The following is a 14,026-nucleotide window of genomic DNA, read 5'->3' on the forward strand; positions in this document are numbered from 1 at the left end:
GCGGTTCAGAGGGTTTCGGCGGTTCCCAGCACCGCCGTGGATTGGCTGGACAGCGTGCCGCCGTTGCCGTGCACCACGGCCGTGCGGTGGCGTCCCAGCTGGCGCTGGCCGGCCTCGCCGCGCAGCTGGCGCACGGCCTCGATCAGCGCAAAGATGCCGTACATGCCCGGGTGCACGCAGGACAGGCCGCCGCCGTTGGTGTTGACGGCCAGCCGCCCGCCGGGCGCGATGCCGCCCCCGGACACGAAGGCGCCGCCTTCGCCCTTGGCGCAAAAGCCCAGGTCCTCCAGGAACAGCAGGGTGTTGATGGTGAAGGCGTCGTAGACCTGGGCCATGTCCATGTCGGCAGCGGTGAGCCCGGCCATGGCAAAGGCCTGGGCGCCCGACTGCGCGGCAGCCGTGGTGGTCAGGTCGGGCATGCAGGAGATCTGGCGGTTCCAGATGGCCGTGGCATTGCCCAGCACGTAGACGGGGGGGCGCGGCAGGTCGCGGGCGCGCTCGCCGCGCACCAGCACGATGGCGCCTGCGCCGTCCGTCACCAGGCAGCAGTCGCGCACGCTCAAGGGGCTGGCGATGGGGCGGGCCGAGAGCACGTCCTCGATGGTCAGCGGGTCGCGCATGAAGGCTTCGGGGTTGAGCTGGGCCCAGGCACGCGCGGCCACGGCCACCTCGGCCAGCTGCTCGCGCGTGGTGCCGAACTCGTGCATGTGGCGCGCGGCCGCCAGCGCATAGGCGGTCACGGGCAGCACGGGCTCGTAGGGGAACTCGTAGGGCTGCGGGTCCAGGAAACGCCGCGCCGCCTGGCCTTCCTTGCGGCCGAAGGTGGCCGAGCGCTGGGCGCTGCCGTAGCACACCAGCACGGCCTTGCACTGGCCGGCCTCCAGCGCGCGGATGGCGGGCAGCAGGTGGGCGATGAAGCTGCTGCCGCCGATCATCGTGCCGTCCACGTAGGTGGGGTTGATGCCCAGGTGCTCGATCACGGGCATGGTCCACATGCTGGCGTTGACGCTGCAGGTGGCCAGGCCGTCGATGTCCTGCATGGTCAGGCCGGCATCGGCCACGGCCGCATGGGCGGCGCGCACCAGCAGGGTCATGTCGTCCATGCCGGGTGCCTCGCCGCAGCCATAGGTGGCGGCGCCGGCAATGGCCACGCGCCCGCGCAGCGGGCGGTTCACGGCGGCGGCGTCCAGGGTGGATTGGGGGATACGGGCGCTCATGCTGCACCTCCATGGGAAGCCTGTGGAGCCGGTTGCAGCGCGGGCTGGAACAGCACCAGGCCGCGTCCGTCCTTGCTCGCCACATGGGCGCTCACGCGCTGGCCTATGCGCACGTCGGCCGGCGCAATGCCTTCGACGCGGCCCATCATGCGCACGCCTTCGTCCAGGTCGATCAGGGCCACGTTGTAGTCGCCGCCGGCATCGCTCTTGCGTGCGACGGTGGAGGTGGAGTAGACCGTGCCCTGGCCGCTGGCGCGCACCCAGCGCAGCGGGCTGGCACCGCAGTGCGGGCACAGCTCGCGCGGGGTGAAGACATGGCGCGTGCATTGCGGGCACTGCTGTATGCAGAAACGGCCGGCATCGAGTTCGGCCTGGTAGTGGGTCTGTGCGCTCAGGTGCATGGGCGGTGTTTCCATTCTTTGTGTTCTTGGCGCTGCGCCCGGCGGCATGCAGGGCAGCGGCTGTCCGCCAGCATGCCCGCATCGCGGGGCCGCTTCAATTCGCCAATCTGGAAGGGTGGCTTCACCAGCGCCGGCGTCCGGCTGTCAACCCAGGGTTGCTGCCTAGGCGGGCCGGCAGGCACGGCTGCTATGGTGTTTATGCATTCCCGGCCTTTTCTTCATACCCGCCCTGCGCCGCCTGCCGGCGCACCGAGGGCGCGCCGCCGCTTTGTCACGGCGTGGCGCCACAGGAAGGCCGGCAATGGCGTGCCGCACCCCGGCCCGTTCTCCGCTGTCGATCCCCACCCACCCAGGAGGTTTTTGCACATGACGGATACGCTGATCAAGGTGGACCTGAACCGCCCGCCCACCGACAACGAAAGGGTCCACAACCGCTGGCACCCGGACATTCCCATGGCCTGCTGGGTCCAGCCCGGCGACGACTTCATCCTGGAGACCTACGACTGGACCGGCGGCTTCATCAAGAACAACGACAGCGCCGACGATGTGCGCGACATCGACCTGACCACGGTGCACTACCTGTCCGGACCCGTGGGCGTGAAGGGCGCCCAGCCCGGCGACCTGCTGGTGGTGGACCTGCTGGACATAGGCGCCAAGCCCGACAGCCTCTGGGGCTTCAACGGCTTTTTCTCCAAGAACAATGGCGGCGGCTTCCTGACCGACCATTTCCCCTCGGCCCAGAAATCGATCTGGGACTTCAAGGGCATGTTCACCAGTTCGCGCCATATCCCGGGCGTGAACTTCCCCGGCCTCATCCATCCCGGCCTCATCGGCTGCCTGCCTGACCGGCCCATGCTGGAGATGTGGAACGAGCGCGAGCGCGCCCTGATCGCCACCGATCCCGAGCGCGTGCCCGGCCTGGCCAACCCGCCGTCGGCCGGCACGGCCCACATGGGCCAGATGCGCGGCGAGGCCCGCGACAAGGCCGCCGCCGAAGGCGCACGCACCGTGCCGCCGCGCGAGCATGGCGGCAACTGCGACATCAAGGACCTCTCGCGCGGCGCCAAGGTGTTCTTCCCCGTCTATGTGGACGGCGCCGGCCTGAGCGTGGGCGACCTGCACTTCAGCCAGGGCGACGGCGAGATCACCTTCTGCGGCGCCATCGAGATGGCCGGCTGGGTGCACATGAAGGTCGGCCTCATCAAGGGCGGCATGGCCAAGTACGGCATCAAGAACCCCATCTTCAAGCCCAGCCCCATCACGCCGCGCTATGACGACTACCTGATCTTCGAGGGCATCTCGGTGGACGAGAGCGGCAGGCAGCACTACCTGGATGTCAACGTGGCCTACCGCCAGGCCTGCCTGAACGCCATCGAATACCTGAAGAAGTTCGGCTACAGCGGCGCCCAGGCGTATTCCATCCTGGGCACGGCGCCCGTGCAGGGCCATATCAGCGGCGTGGTGGACGTGCCCAACTCCTGCGCCACGCTGTGGCTGCCCACGGGCATCTTCGACTTCGACATCAACCCCAACGCGGCGGGGCCCGTCGTCCAGTTCGACGGCAGCGTGGACATGCCCCTGTCCCCCGACCTGCGCTGACGCCAAGGAGCCCGCCCATGCCCACCTACGACTACGACTGCGCGCAATGCGGCGGCTTCGAGGCCCTGCGGCCGCTGCGCCTGCGCGACGAGCCTGCGGCCTGCCCTGGCTGCGGCACGGCGGCTGCGCGCGTGCTGGCCGCCGCGCCCCGGCTGGCGCTGATGGCCGACGGCACGCGCCGCGCCATGGCCACCAACGAGCGCGCGCGCCACGAGCCCGCCAGCTCGCGCGACTATGACTATGCGCGGCTCAGGCACCCGGCAGGCTGCGGCTGCTGCGGATCGGGGCGGCGCAGCGCCACGGTGACGGCACCCAACGGCGCAAAGTCCGCGCCCTCGCGGCGGCCCTGGATGATCAGCCACTAGGCTGCATCGGAGTGGGCCGCTTCCCAGGGTTTCCACCGCTTGGGAGCCCTGGAAGCGCGCCTTCCACATTCGCGAAACACGGCGCAGGGCGGCTTGCCCAGAATGGTCCGCGCGGCAAGCCGCCGCCCGTTGCCCGGAGTTTCGCCATGCCCCCGTCTTCCTTCCTGCCTTCTGCCACTTCCTCCTTCTCTTCGCGCCGCCGCCGCCTGCTGTCCGCCGGTGGCGCGCTGGCGGCCGGCAGCCTCTTGCCTGCAGTCCGGCCGGCGTTTGCGGCCGATGCCTGGCCCACGCGGCCCGTGCGTTTCATCGTGCCCTTTCCGCCCGGCGGCCCGGTGGACACCACGGCGCGCGCCTTCACCCAGAAGCTGGGCGAGATCTGGCCGCAGCCCTGCATCGTGGACAACCGCGCGGGCGCCGGCGGCATGGTGGGCGCGGCCCTCGCAGCCAAGGAGCCTGCCGACGGCTACACGCTGTTCGTGGGCTCCATCCATCACGCGGTCAACCCGGCGCTGCAGCCGAAGATGACCTACGACATAGAGCGTGACTTCGCGCCCGTGAGCTTTGCCGCCATGTTCCCGGTCTTCCTGGTGGCCCATCCCTCGGTGCCCGCCCGCAACGTGCGCGAGCTGATCGCGCTGGCCAAGTCCGGCAACGGGCTGAGCTTCGGCTCCTCGGGCAATGGCGGCGGCACGCACCTGGCCGGCGAGCTGTTCAACATGCATGCAGGCATCAAGCTGCAGCACATTCCCTACAAGGGCAGCGCGCCGGCCATGAACGACCTGCTGGGCGGCCAGGTGCAGCTGATGTTTGCCGATGCGCCCAGCGCGCTGCAGCACATCAAGTCGGGCCGCATCAAGGTGCTGGGCGTGGCCAGCCGCCAGCGCTCGGCCATGCTGCCCGAGGTGCCCACCATCGCCGAGTCGGGCCTGCCCGAGTACGAGGCCTATTCCTGGGCCGCGCTGTTCGCGCCGGCCCGCACGCCGCCCGCCGTGCTGGCGCGCATCAATGCCGACTTCAACACCGCGCTGCGCGATGCCGCCGTGCGCGAGCGCCTGCTGACGGCCGGCGCCGAGGCCGACCCCGGCACCCCGCAGCAGATGCGCGAGCGCCTGAGCAGCGAGCTGCGTAAATGGGCCCAGGTGGTCAAGGTGGCCGGCATCCAGGCGGACTGAGCACGGCGGCGTGCCCGTACCCGGGACAAACCCGGCTTCGCAGCGCTGCAACCCGGTCTTTCGCAATCGCGCATAGGCGGGCCGGGCCTGCCTGCTTAGGCTTGCCTCCGGTATCCAGAAAAACAACCCCGAGACAAGGAGACGGATATGCGGAAAGGCTTGATGCGAGGCGGCTTGACCAAGGTGCGCGCTGCCGGCTGCGCGCTGGGCGCCGGCCTGCTGTGGACGGCGGCGGCGCAGGCGCAGCAGATATCGGACGACGTGGTGCGCATCGGCGTGCTCAGCGACATGTCGGGCCTGTACGCGGACACGGCGGGGCGCGGCTCCGTCGAGGCCGCGAAGATGGCCGTGGCCGACTTCGGCGGCCAGGTGCTGGGCAGGAAGATCGAGGTGGTCTGGGCCGACCACCAGAACAAGGCCGACGTGGGCGCCACCCATGCGCGCACCTGGTTCGACCGCGACGGCGTGGACCTGATCGTGGACATCAACAACACGGCCGTCGCCATCGCCGTCAACAACCTGGCGCGCGAGCGCGGCAAGATGGTGATCAACACCGGCGGCGCCTCGGACATCCTCACCAACGAGCACTGCGCGCCCACGGCCATCCACTACACCTACGACAGCTATGCGCTGGCCAATGGCGCGGTGCGCGGCATCCTGGCCCAGGGCAAGAAGGAATGGTTCATCCTGGGCGTGGACTATGCCTTCGGCAAGGCCATGACGGCCAATGTGACCGACTTCCTGAAGGACGGCGGCGGCAAGCTGGTGGGCACCACCTTCCATCCGCTCAATGCCAGCGATTTCTCGTCCTTCCTGCTGCAGGCCCAGGCCTCCAAGGCCTCGGTGATCAACCTGGCCAATGCCACCAGCGACACGGTCAACGCCATCAAGGCCGCGCACGAGTTCGGCATCGCGCCCAGGCAGACCCTGGTGCCCAGCCTGCTGTTCATCAACGACGTGCATGCGCTGGGCCTGCGCTACGGCCAGGGCATGGTGCTGACCACGGGCTTTTACTGGGACCGCACCGAGGCCACGCGCGCCTGGTCGCGGCGCTTCTTCGAGAAGATGAAGAAGATGCCCTCCATGATCCATGCGGGCGCCTACTCGGCCGTCACCAACTACCTCAAGGCCTTGCAGGCCACCAAGGGCGACGACGGCAACGCGGTGGCGCGCCAGCTCAAGCAGATGCCCATCGAGGACTTCTTCGCCCAGAACGGCAAGGTGCGCGAGGACGGCCGCATGGTGCACGACATGTACCTGGTGCAGATCAAGAAGCCCGAGGAATCCAAATATCCCTGGGACTACTACAAGGTGCTCTCCACCATCCCCGGTGACGAGGCTTTCCGCCCGCTGTCCAGGAGCAGCTGCAAGCTGGTGAAGACATCATGAAGACACGCGCCGCCGTACTCACGAGAACGGGCGCAGACGCGCCCTATGCCGACAGCCGCCCGCTGGAGATCTGGGAGGTGGACCTGGCGCCGCCCGGCCCCGGCGAGGTGCTGGTCAAGGTGGCCGCCGCAGGCGTGTGCCACTCCGACCTGTCCATCATCAACGGCGACCGTCCGCGCGACACGCCCATCGTGCTCGGCCATGAGGCCGCAGGCGTGATCCAGGCGCTGGGCGAGGGCGTGACCGACCTGGAGGTGGGCGACCACGTGGTCATGCTCTTCGTGCCCGGCTGCGGCAACTGCCAGCCCTGCGCCGAGGGCCGGCCCGTGCTGTGCGAGCCCGCAGGCCAGGCCGGGGTGGCGGGCACCCTGCTGTCGGGTGCCAGGCGGCTGTCGCGCAATGGCCAGCCCATCTCGCACTTCGTCGGCGTCTCGGCCTTTGCCGAGCATGCCGTGCTCTCGCGCCGCGGCGTGCACCGCATCGACAAGTCGGTGCCGCTGGAGCTGGCTGCGCTGTTCGGCTGCGCCGTGATGACCGGCGTGGGCGCGGTGGCCAATACCGCCAGGGTGAGCCCCGGCCAGAGCGTGGCCGTGGTGGGGCTGGGCGGCGTGGGCCTGTCCTCGGTGATGGGCGCGGCGGCGGCGGGTGCGGCCCGCGTGGTGGCCGTAGACCTCAATGCCGACAAGCTGGCCATGGCGCGCGATTTCGGCGCCACCGACACCGTCAACGCCGGCGACGAGGATGCCGTCAAGCAGGTGCGGGCGCTGACGGGCGGCGGCGTGGACCATGCCTTCGAGATGGTGGGCTCGGCCAAGGCCCTGGAGATGGCCTACCGCATCACGCGGCGCGGCGGCCAGACGGTGACGGCGGGCCTGCCCTCCAGCGCCCAGGCCATCAGCCTGCCGGTCTGGCACCTGGTGGCCGAGGAGCGCACGCTCAAGGGCTGCTACATGGGCAGCTGCGTGCCGCGCCGCGACATCGACCGGTACCTGGCCCTGCATGCGGCCGGCAGGCTGCCGGTGGACCGCCTGGTCACCGGCCACCTGACGCTGGACCAGATCAACGAGGGCTTCGACCGCCTGGCGCGTGGCGAGGCCATACGCCAGATCATCCGCATGGAGGCCTGATAGGAGGTCAGGCTGATCAGCGAGGACCGGGGCTGCTGCTGCGGCTGTGTCCGAGCCAAGCACGGCGGTCAGGTGCCGTCGGGCAGCAGCTGGTTTTCCCAGCCGGTCAGCCGCTCGATGGCCCGGGCCACCTGCAGGATGCGGGCCTCGTCGAAGTAGCGTCCCACCACCTGCACGGCCAGCGGCAGGCCCTGGGGTGACAGGCCCACCGGCACGCTGACGGCCGGGTGCCCGGTCACGTTGAAGGCATGGGTCTGTACCGGCCAGTGGCGGAAATGCGGCATGGGGTCGAAGCGCGGCGCCGTATCCAGGGTGATGGCGGTCAGCAGCACGTCGCAGCGGTCCAGCGCAGCGTCCACGCGGGCCGCCAGCATGCGGCGCACGCGCAGGGCGTTCAGGTAGTCCTCCGAGGACACGGTGGCGCCCAGCAGCAGCCGCGCCGCCGTGAGTTCGCCATAGTCCAGCGGGCGCGAGCGCAGGTCCTGCGCATGGATGGTGAACATCTCGGCACTGAGGATGACGCGGCCGGCCGCCAGGAACTGCTGGCTGTGGGGCAGGCTCACGTGGATGGGACGGGCGCCGGCCTCGGCCAGCAGCGCGGCCGTGCGGTCGAAGGCCGACAGGAACGTGGGCGACGCCTGGGGCGACGACTGGAAGTGGTCCTGCGGCACGCCGATGGTCAGGCCTTTCACGCCCTGCTCCAGCCCCGTGCAGTAGTCGTCCACGGGTTCGGTGGAGCTGGCCGGGTCCAGCGGGTCGTGCCCGGCCAGCACCTGCAGCGCGATGGCCGCATCCTCCACGCTGCGCGACAGCGGGCCGCAGTGGTCCAGCGTCCAGGCCAGGGGGAACACGCCGTGCTTGGAGACGCGGCCGTAGGTAGGTTTCAGCCCCACGGCGCCGCACCAGGCGGCCGGTATGAGGATGGAGCCGCCCGTGCAGGTTCCCAGGGCCAGCCGCGTGAAGCCTGCCGCAATGGCGGCGCCCGAGCCCGACGACGATCCGCCCGGGATATGGGCCAGGTCCCAGGGGTTGCGGGCCGCGGGAAACGGCAGGTCGGGGCTGGGCGCGCCGATGGCGAACTCGTGCGTGGCCAGCTTGCCCAGGATGATGGCGCCGGCGTCGCGCAGGCGCCGCACCGGCGTGGAATCGTCCTCGGGCACATAGTCCAGGCTCAGCCAGGACTGGCAGGTGGTCGGCAGGCCGGCCACGTCGTAGACGTCCTTGATGGCCACGGCAATGCCGTGGAGCAACGGCAGATCGGCGCTTTCTCCGCGCGCCATGTCTGCGTTGCGCGCAGCCTCCATGGCACCGCTGGCATCGAGATTGGTGAAGGCATGGATGTCGATGTCCATGGCGCGGATGCGTCCCAGCGCCGCCCGGGTCAGCATCTCCGAAGTGGTCTTGCCGGCGCGCAGCGCGCTGGCCATCTGTCGTATCGAAAGTTCAGGACTGCCGCTCATGCTTGCTCTGACGGGAGATGGTGGTGTGGATCTGCGAGGGTCCCGCCTCATGCGCCAGTTCGTTGACGAGGCCGCGGTGCTCCATCAGCAACTGGTGCTCCGCCAGGATGGGTCCCAGCCGCTCGAAGGGGATGTCGATGCCGTGCTTTTTCAGCGCATTGAGCAATTCGTGCAGCGCATTGACATCGGGCCCTGCCAGTTTCTGCGGCGAAGGGGGTATTTCAGATTTTCGCGATGCCGGCATCACTGACCACCTTTCTCCATTTTCTGGCGTCGTCGGATACGAATGCCTTGGTGCTGTCCACGGATTTCCAAAGGGGAATGCTGCCAAGCTCCATGAATTTCTTCTGCACCTTTTCGTCGGTCAGGATATTTTTCATCTGTGCATTGATGGCGTTCACTATCGCGGCCGGCGTGCCCTTGGGTGCCATGAGCACATTCCATGAGGTCTCGTTGAAATTGCCGAGCCGGGCCGGGCTTTGCTCGCTGAGCGTCTGCCAGTCGGGCATGAGGGGCGAGCGCTCGCGCGTGGCCACGCCCACGCGATTGACCTTGCCCTGGTGCACATACTGCTTGGCCGTGATCAGCAGGTCGAAGGCGATATCGACCTGGCCGCTCACCAGGTCGCTCATCATGGGCGCGGCGCCCTGGTAGGGAATGTGCAGCATGCGTATGTCGGCGGCCAGGCTCAGGGCCTCGGCCGCCATGTGGCCCGCGCTGCCGTAGCCCGGCGTGGCATAGGTCAGCTTGCCGGGGCTGCGCCGCGCCAGCTCGATCAGGTCCTGCACCGACGCCAGCTTCAGGCCCGGGCGTGTGATGAGCACCAGAGGACCGTCGTTGATGGTGGAGATGGCTTCGAGGTCGTTGACCACGTCATAGCCGGCCTGCGTGTACAGCGCGCCCGAGATGGTCTGGGCCGTGGAGCAGATCAGCAGCGTATATCCATCGGGACGGGCCTTGGAGACCTGGCGCGCACCGATGTTGCCCGAGGCGCCAGGGCGGTTTTCCACCACCACGTTGACGCGCAGGCGTCGTGCAAGCTCCTTGGCGATGATGCGCCCCACGATATCGGTGCCACCGCCTGCCGGGAAAGGTACAACCAGCGTGATCTGCCGGTCTGGCCAGGCCGCATGAACCAAGCTGGCAGCGATCAGGAAAATACCTCCGAAAATCAGATTGAGGATTTTTTTCATTCGCTTGATTCAAATGGTTGCGGAAATGGGGCTTGTCTTTTTGCAGACGTGAGCAGGCACATGGGATGTGCACCACTGCGGCTGCCTGCAGCCCGGGCCTGGCAAGCGTTCAGTTAATGAATCTTTTTAAACTATCGAGATATTAAGTTCCATAGTTTTACATCATGAAAGAAGGGGTGCAAGGCCTGCGCCACGCTTGGCGTAGGGGTGTTGCATCGATGCCGCAGATAAGGGTTTCCGACGGCGATGGCCTTGGCGCGCGTCGGGATTCAGGGCAGGGAGGGTGAAAGGTTGCACCGGCAGTGGCACCGGCGCAACGATTCAGCGGGCGTGTTGGCTCAAACGCGCAGCGCCTGTTCCTGCAGCAGGCGCTTGAGCACCTTGCCGTTGGGGCTGGTGGGCAGCTCGGACAGGGGCACGATGCGGGCGGGCAGCTTGTAGGGCGCCAGCCGTTCTCGCAGGTGGGCACGCGCGGCAGCGTTGTCCAGCGTGGCGCCGGGCTGCAGTTCGACGAAGGCGATGACCTCCTCGTTGCCATCGGTTTCGGGGCGGCCGACCACGGCGCTGCGCTGCACGCCGGGCAGCTCGTTGAGCGCCAGTTCTACCTCGGCCGGATACACGTTGAAGCCCGAGCGGATGATCATTTCCTTGAGCCGCCCCACCACGAAGAGCGCGCCGTCGGCATGCAGCTCGCCCAGGTCGCCGCTGGCGTACCAGCCGCCCTCGCGCATCACGGCGGCCGTGGCCTGGTCATCGCGGAAGTAGCCGTGCATCAGGCCGCGTCCGCGTATCCACAGCTCGCCGCGCTCGCCCTCCGGCAGGGGCCGGCCCGTGGCCGGGTCCACGGCGCGCACCTCGGCGCCTTCCACCACGTAGCCCGCGCTGGTGTCGGGCCGCTGCTCGCCCTGTCGCGTGAGGTGGACCGACCCTGCGTATTCCGACAGGCCGTAGCCATGGTGCAGCGCCTGGCCGAAGGCGGCCTCCACGCGTTTCTTGAGCGTCAGGTCCAGCGGGCCTGCGCCTGTGTAGACATAGCGCAGCGCCGGCGCCTGAGGGTGTGCAATGCCCTGCTCCTGCAGATGGGCCAGCAAGCGCGCGTACAGCGCAGGCGGCCCCTGCAGTTGCGAGATGCCGTGGCGCGCCAGCGCATCCAGCAGGTCGGCCGGGTCGAACTGCGGGCGCATCACCATCTGCGCGCCCGCATGCAGCGAGGCCAGCAGCACCGTGCCCAGCCCGAAGATATGGGTCATGGGCACGAAGGCGTAGCTGCGGTCCTGCGGACCCAGGCCGCGGGATGTGGCCGAGACGCGCGCGAACAGCGTCAGCGCGTCATGTCCCACCATCACGCCCTTGGGCGTGCCCGTGGTGCCCGAGGTGAAGATCAGCGCCGCCACCTCGTCCTGCAGCGCGCCGGATTCGGCCACCGCCTCAGCGCGCACGGGGCTGTGCTGCATGCCGGCCAGGGCCGAGTCGCCTGCGCCAAAGCGCCGCGCGTGGCCGCTGGCGCTGTCCGATGCGGCCGAGGTGAAATACACCACGCGCGCATCGGCCTTGGCCGCAAAGGCATCGATCTCGCCGGGCGCCATGCGTGCGTTCACGCCGCAGGACCAGGCGCCCACGCGGCTGCAGGCCAGGATCAGCGCCGCATGCTCGGGGCAGTTCTCGGCCACGACCAGCACGCGGTCGCCGGGCCGCACCTGCAGCGCGCGCAGCTCGGCCTCGGCCGTGTCCGCCAGCGCGCCCAGGTCGGCAAAGCTCAGGCTGCTGCCGTCGGGCAGGTGGATGAAGGGACGCTGCGGCGCTTCGGCCAGCCAGCGGTCCAGCAGATGGTGTATTCGTTGACTCATGCTCCGCGTATCCCTCAGTCCACCACAATGCCTTGCGTGACGGTGGCCCACATGGCGCGCTCCTTGGCACCGCGCTCGGCCAGTTTCTGGGGTGCGCCGGTCCACTCTTCGTAGCCCAGTTCCTTGAGGCGCTTGCGCAGCTCCGGCTGGGCCAGGGCGGCGTTGATGGACTTGTTCAGGCGGGCCACGAGTTCGGGCGACATGCCCTTGGGCCCATAGACGCCATACCAGCCGCCCACGTCAAAGCCCTTGAGGCCTTCGATGCCGGACTCGGCAAAGGTGGGCACATCGGGCAGGGACGCATTGCGCTGCGGCGAGGTGACGGCGATGGCCCGCACCTTGCCGCCCTGGATGTAGCTGCTGGCGGTGCTGATGATGTCCAGCATCATGCTCAGCTGGCCGCCGATCACGTCGGTCATGGCCGGTGCGTTGCCCTTGTAGGGGATGTGGTTCATCTCGATGCCGCTGCGCCGCGCGAACAGCAGCGCGCCCAGGTGGTTGGAGCCGCCCACGCCGGCCGAGCCGTAGTTGAGCTTTTGCGGATGGGCCTTGGCATAGGCCACGAGCTCGGCCGTGGTCTTGTAGGGCTCGTTGTTGTTGACCACCAGCACGTTGTAGTAGCTGAGCACGGGCGCCACGGGCGTGAGATCACGGGCCGGGTCGAAGGACATCTTGCTCATCACGTTGGGGCTGATGGTGATGGTGGGGCTGGCCGCGAACCACAGCGTCAGCCCGTCGGGCCTGGCGCGCACGACCTCGCTGCCGGCCATGGTGGCGTTGGCGCCGGGCTTGTTCTCCACCACCACCGAGGCGCCCAGCTCCTTGGTCAGCGCCACGCTGAGCAGGCGGGCGCCCTGGTCCACGGGGCCACCGGCCGAGTAGCCCACGATGAGGCGCACGGGCTGCGCGTCCTGCGCGGCGGCGGGGAGGGTGGCCAGGGCGGTCACCAGGGACGCCAGAAGCGGGGCATGGGCCAGGGTGGCCAGGGCCTTGCGGCGGTGTTGGGCGGGCATGTGCATGTCTCCTGCAAAAGATGAATGAAGCGCTGCCGTGGCCTGCACGGCGGCGCGCCCGGTCTGCGCCGGACATGCAGGCAATGGTGCGCAGGCAGGCGCGTCTTGGGAATCTGCTTTTGCCAAAGCCAGGGTTTGCCGGCTGTTAGGGCAATCCTAGGAAGAGCGGTGCGTGCAGCCCCCTCCGCCGCCTTCTTCACCGCCTTCTTCACCACCCTCTTCAGCCCCCGCCTGCCAGCTGGGCGCGGCGGTGACGATGGCCTCGCGCAGGAACTGCTGGAAGGCGCGGGCCGCCATGGTGGGCTGGCGGTCGGGCATGCGCACCAGGTACATGGCATTGCCCAGGCCGGAGAACACCACCTGGTCCAGCACGGCCACCAGGGTGCCGCCGGCCAGCGCGGCCGAGGTCACGTAGTCCGGGAGCAGGGCCAGGCCCAGGCCGTCCAGCACGGCGTCGTACAGCAGGCGGTAGTCGCCCGATTGCAGCGAGGGCAGCACATCGAGGGCAGCGGCCACGCCATCGTCGCCGCTACCGGCCAGCCAGGCCAGCCTGCCGCCCATGGCCAGCGGCAGGATGAGGCGGGCCTGCAGCAGGTCGGCAGGCGCGCGCAGGGGCCGGCCCAGCGACTGCTCCAGCGCCTGCAGGCAGGCGGGCGTGGCCACGAAGTTCCAGCGCACATCGCACAGCCGCGTGGCCACCAGATCGTCCAGCGGCGCGGAGGTGATCTGCACCGCCAGATCGACCTTGGAGGCCACGAGGTCGGCCATCTGGTCGTTGATCAGCAGGCGCAGGCGGATGTCGGGATGCTCGCGGCAAAAGCCCAGGATCAGCGGCTTGAGATAGAAATGCCCGAAGCCGGTGGGCACGCGCACGCCCACCTCGCCGCTCACGGTGGAGCGCAACTGGTGGATGGCATCGCGGGCGCGCTGCAGCTCCTCCATCATGGCCAGGCAGCGCCGGTACAGCAGCTGGCCAGCCTGGGTGAGCTCCACATTGCGCGTGGTGCGGCGCAGCAGCTGCGCGCCCATCTCGGTCTCCAGCGCACGCAGCCGGCGCGAGACGTTGGAGCGCGTCATGCCGCCGCGCTCGGCCGCCCGCGTGAGGCTCTTGGCCTCGGCGATGTCGATGAAGACGCGGCACAGGTTCAGGTCCATCTCGGCATTCTTTGCAGGGCCGGGGCCGGCCATTGTTGATCGGGAGTCACCAGGCCTGGCCTGCTGGCGAGGATTGTGGCGCCAGCCC

At 69.0% G+C, this 14,026-nt stretch carries 13 protein-coding genes; 5 read left to right on the forward strand and 8 right to left on the reverse strand.

Translation table 11 applies throughout. The features are described from left to right. Positions 1 to 5: 5 nt before the first annotated feature. Both ACN20X_RS00865 and ACN20X_RS00870 read right to left on the reverse strand, forming a co-directional pair. Positions 6 to 1,217, reverse strand: coding sequence for a thiolase (locus tag ACN20X_RS00865; protein ID WP_473210190.1), 1,212 nt, complete (start codon positions 1,215 to 1,217; stop codon positions 6 to 8). Beyond that, positions 1,214 to 1,618, reverse strand: coding sequence for a Zn-ribbon domain-containing OB-fold protein (locus tag ACN20X_RS00870; RefSeq protein ID WP_034365598.1), 405 nt, complete (start codon positions 1,616 to 1,618; stop codon positions 1,214 to 1,216). The genes ACN20X_RS00865 and ACN20X_RS00870 overlap by 4 nt, the downstream gene beginning before the upstream one ends. A gap of 366 nt (positions 1,619 to 1,984) precedes the next feature. On the opposite strand from ACN20X_RS00870, the gene fmdA reads away from it, so the two are divergent. The 5 genes from fmdA to ACN20X_RS00895 all read left to right on the forward strand — a co-directional run bounded on the left by fmdA (position 1,985) and on the right by ACN20X_RS00895 (position 7,270). Continuing rightward, entirely contained in the window at positions 1,985 to 3,217 is a 1,233-nt protein-coding gene (fmdA, locus tag ACN20X_RS00875; protein WP_046241120.1) for a formamidase, read from the forward strand. Positions 3,218 to 3,234: 17 nt separating this feature from the next. Further along, on the forward strand, positions 3,235 to 3,582 hold the full coding sequence (locus ACN20X_RS00880; RefSeq protein ID WP_016452200.1) for a zinc ribbon domain-containing protein: 348 nt from the start codon (positions 3,235 to 3,237) through the stop codon (positions 3,580 to 3,582). Between the two features lie 146 nt (positions 3,583 to 3,728). Beyond that, positions 3,729 to 4,754, forward strand: a complete 1,026-nt coding sequence (locus tag ACN20X_RS00885) for a tripartite tricarboxylate transporter substrate binding protein (RefSeq protein WP_034365596.1) — start codon at positions 3,729 to 3,731, stop codon at positions 4,752 to 4,754. Between the two features lie 147 nt (positions 4,755 to 4,901). Then, positions 4,902 to 6,143: an ABC transporter substrate-binding protein gene (locus ACN20X_RS00890; RefSeq protein ID WP_473210191.1), complete on the forward strand. Its 1,242-nt coding sequence runs from the start codon at positions 4,902 to 4,904 to the stop codon at positions 6,141 to 6,143. After that, complete coding sequence (locus tag ACN20X_RS00895; RefSeq protein WP_473210192.1) at positions 6,140 to 7,270, forward strand: zinc-dependent alcohol dehydrogenase family protein; 1,131 nt, start codon at positions 6,140 to 6,142, stop codon at positions 7,268 to 7,270. The genes ACN20X_RS00890 and ACN20X_RS00895 overlap by 4 nt, the downstream gene beginning before the upstream one ends. A 68-nt stretch (positions 7,271 to 7,338) precedes the next feature. Here ACN20X_RS00895 and ACN20X_RS00900 read toward each other — a convergent pair whose 3' ends face one another. The 6 genes from ACN20X_RS00900 to ACN20X_RS00925 form a co-directional block, all read right to left on the reverse strand. After that, positions 7,339 to 8,730 (reverse strand): amidase, encoded by a 1,392-nt coding sequence (locus tag ACN20X_RS00900; protein ID WP_473210193.1) that lies wholly within the window; start codon positions 8,728 to 8,730, stop codon positions 7,339 to 7,341. Beyond that, the gene (locus ACN20X_RS00905; protein ID WP_016450256.1) at positions 8,714 to 8,974 is read right to left on the reverse strand and encodes a hypothetical protein; all 261 of its coding nucleotides are present in this window, start codon (positions 8,972 to 8,974) and stop codon (positions 8,714 to 8,716) included. Before ACN20X_RS00905 ends, ACN20X_RS00900 begins: the two co-directional genes overlap by 17 nt. Next, positions 8,952 to 9,923: a tripartite tricarboxylate transporter substrate binding protein gene (locus tag ACN20X_RS00910; RefSeq protein WP_473210194.1), complete on the reverse strand. Its 972-nt coding sequence runs from the start codon at positions 9,921 to 9,923 to the stop codon at positions 8,952 to 8,954. The genes ACN20X_RS00905 and ACN20X_RS00910 overlap by 23 nt, the downstream gene beginning before the upstream one ends. 338 nt (positions 9,924 to 10,261) lie before the next feature. Next, on the reverse strand, positions 10,262 to 11,770 hold the full coding sequence (locus tag ACN20X_RS00915) for a class I adenylate-forming enzyme family protein (RefSeq protein WP_473210195.1): 1,509 nt from the start codon (positions 11,768 to 11,770) through the stop codon (positions 10,262 to 10,264). 14 nt (positions 11,771 to 11,784) lie between these two features. Next, positions 11,785 to 12,783 (reverse strand): Bug family tripartite tricarboxylate transporter substrate binding protein, encoded by a 999-nt coding sequence (locus ACN20X_RS00920; RefSeq protein ID WP_133072637.1) that lies wholly within the window; start codon positions 12,781 to 12,783, stop codon positions 11,785 to 11,787. Between the two features lie 156 nt (positions 12,784 to 12,939). After that, on the reverse strand, positions 12,940 to 13,971 hold the full coding sequence (locus ACN20X_RS00925; RefSeq protein WP_016450252.1) for a LysR family transcriptional regulator: 1,032 nt from the start codon (positions 13,969 to 13,971) through the stop codon (positions 12,940 to 12,942). Positions 13,972 to 14,026: the final 55 nt, after the last annotated feature.

This window comes from Delftia sp. PX-1, from assembly GCF_055797465.1.

Excerpts from the sequence above, each read along its gene's own strand:
- ACN20X_RS00865 (WP_473210190.1), bottom strand. The coding sequence starts at position 1,217 with ATGAGCGCCCGTATCCCCCAATCCACCCTGGACGCCGCCGCCGTGAAC.
- ACN20X_RS00870 (WP_034365598.1), bottom strand. The coding sequence starts at position 1,618 with ATGCACCTGAGCGCACAGACCCACTACCAGGCCGAACTCGATGCCGGC.
- fmdA (WP_046241120.1), top strand. The coding sequence starts at position 1,985 with ATGACGGATACGCTGATCAAGGTGGACCTGAACCGCCCGCCCACCGAC.
- ACN20X_RS00880 (WP_016452200.1), top strand. The coding sequence starts at position 3,235 with ATGCCCACCTACGACTACGACTGCGCGCAATGCGGCGGCTTCGAGGCC.
- ACN20X_RS00885 (WP_034365596.1), top strand. The coding sequence starts at position 3,729 with ATGCCCCCGTCTTCCTTCCTGCCTTCTGCCACTTCCTCCTTCTCTTCG.
- ACN20X_RS00890 (WP_473210191.1), top strand. The coding sequence starts at position 4,902 with ATGCGGAAAGGCTTGATGCGAGGCGGCTTGACCAAGGTGCGCGCTGCC.
- ACN20X_RS00895 (WP_473210192.1), top strand. The coding sequence starts at position 6,140 with ATGAAGACACGCGCCGCCGTACTCACGAGAACGGGCGCAGACGCGCCC.
- ACN20X_RS00900 (WP_473210193.1), bottom strand. The coding sequence starts at position 8,730 with ATGAGCGGCAGTCCTGAACTTTCGATACGACAGATGGCCAGCGCGCTG.
- ACN20X_RS00905 (WP_016450256.1), bottom strand. The coding sequence starts at position 8,974 with ATGCCGGCATCGCGAAAATCTGAAATACCCCCTTCGCCGCAGAAACTG.
- ACN20X_RS00910 (WP_473210194.1), bottom strand. The coding sequence starts at position 9,923 with ATGAAAAAAATCCTCAATCTGATTTTCGGAGGTATTTTCCTGATCGCT.
- ACN20X_RS00915 (WP_473210195.1), bottom strand. The coding sequence starts at position 11,770 with ATGAGTCAACGAATACACCATCTGCTGGACCGCTGGCTGGCCGAAGCG.
- ACN20X_RS00920 (WP_133072637.1), bottom strand. The coding sequence starts at position 12,783 with ATGCCCGCCCAACACCGCCGCAAGGCCCTGGCCACCCTGGCCCATGCC.
- ACN20X_RS00925 (WP_016450252.1), bottom strand. The coding sequence starts at position 13,971 with ATGGCCGGCCCCGGCCCTGCAAAGAATGCCGAGATGGACCTGAACCTG.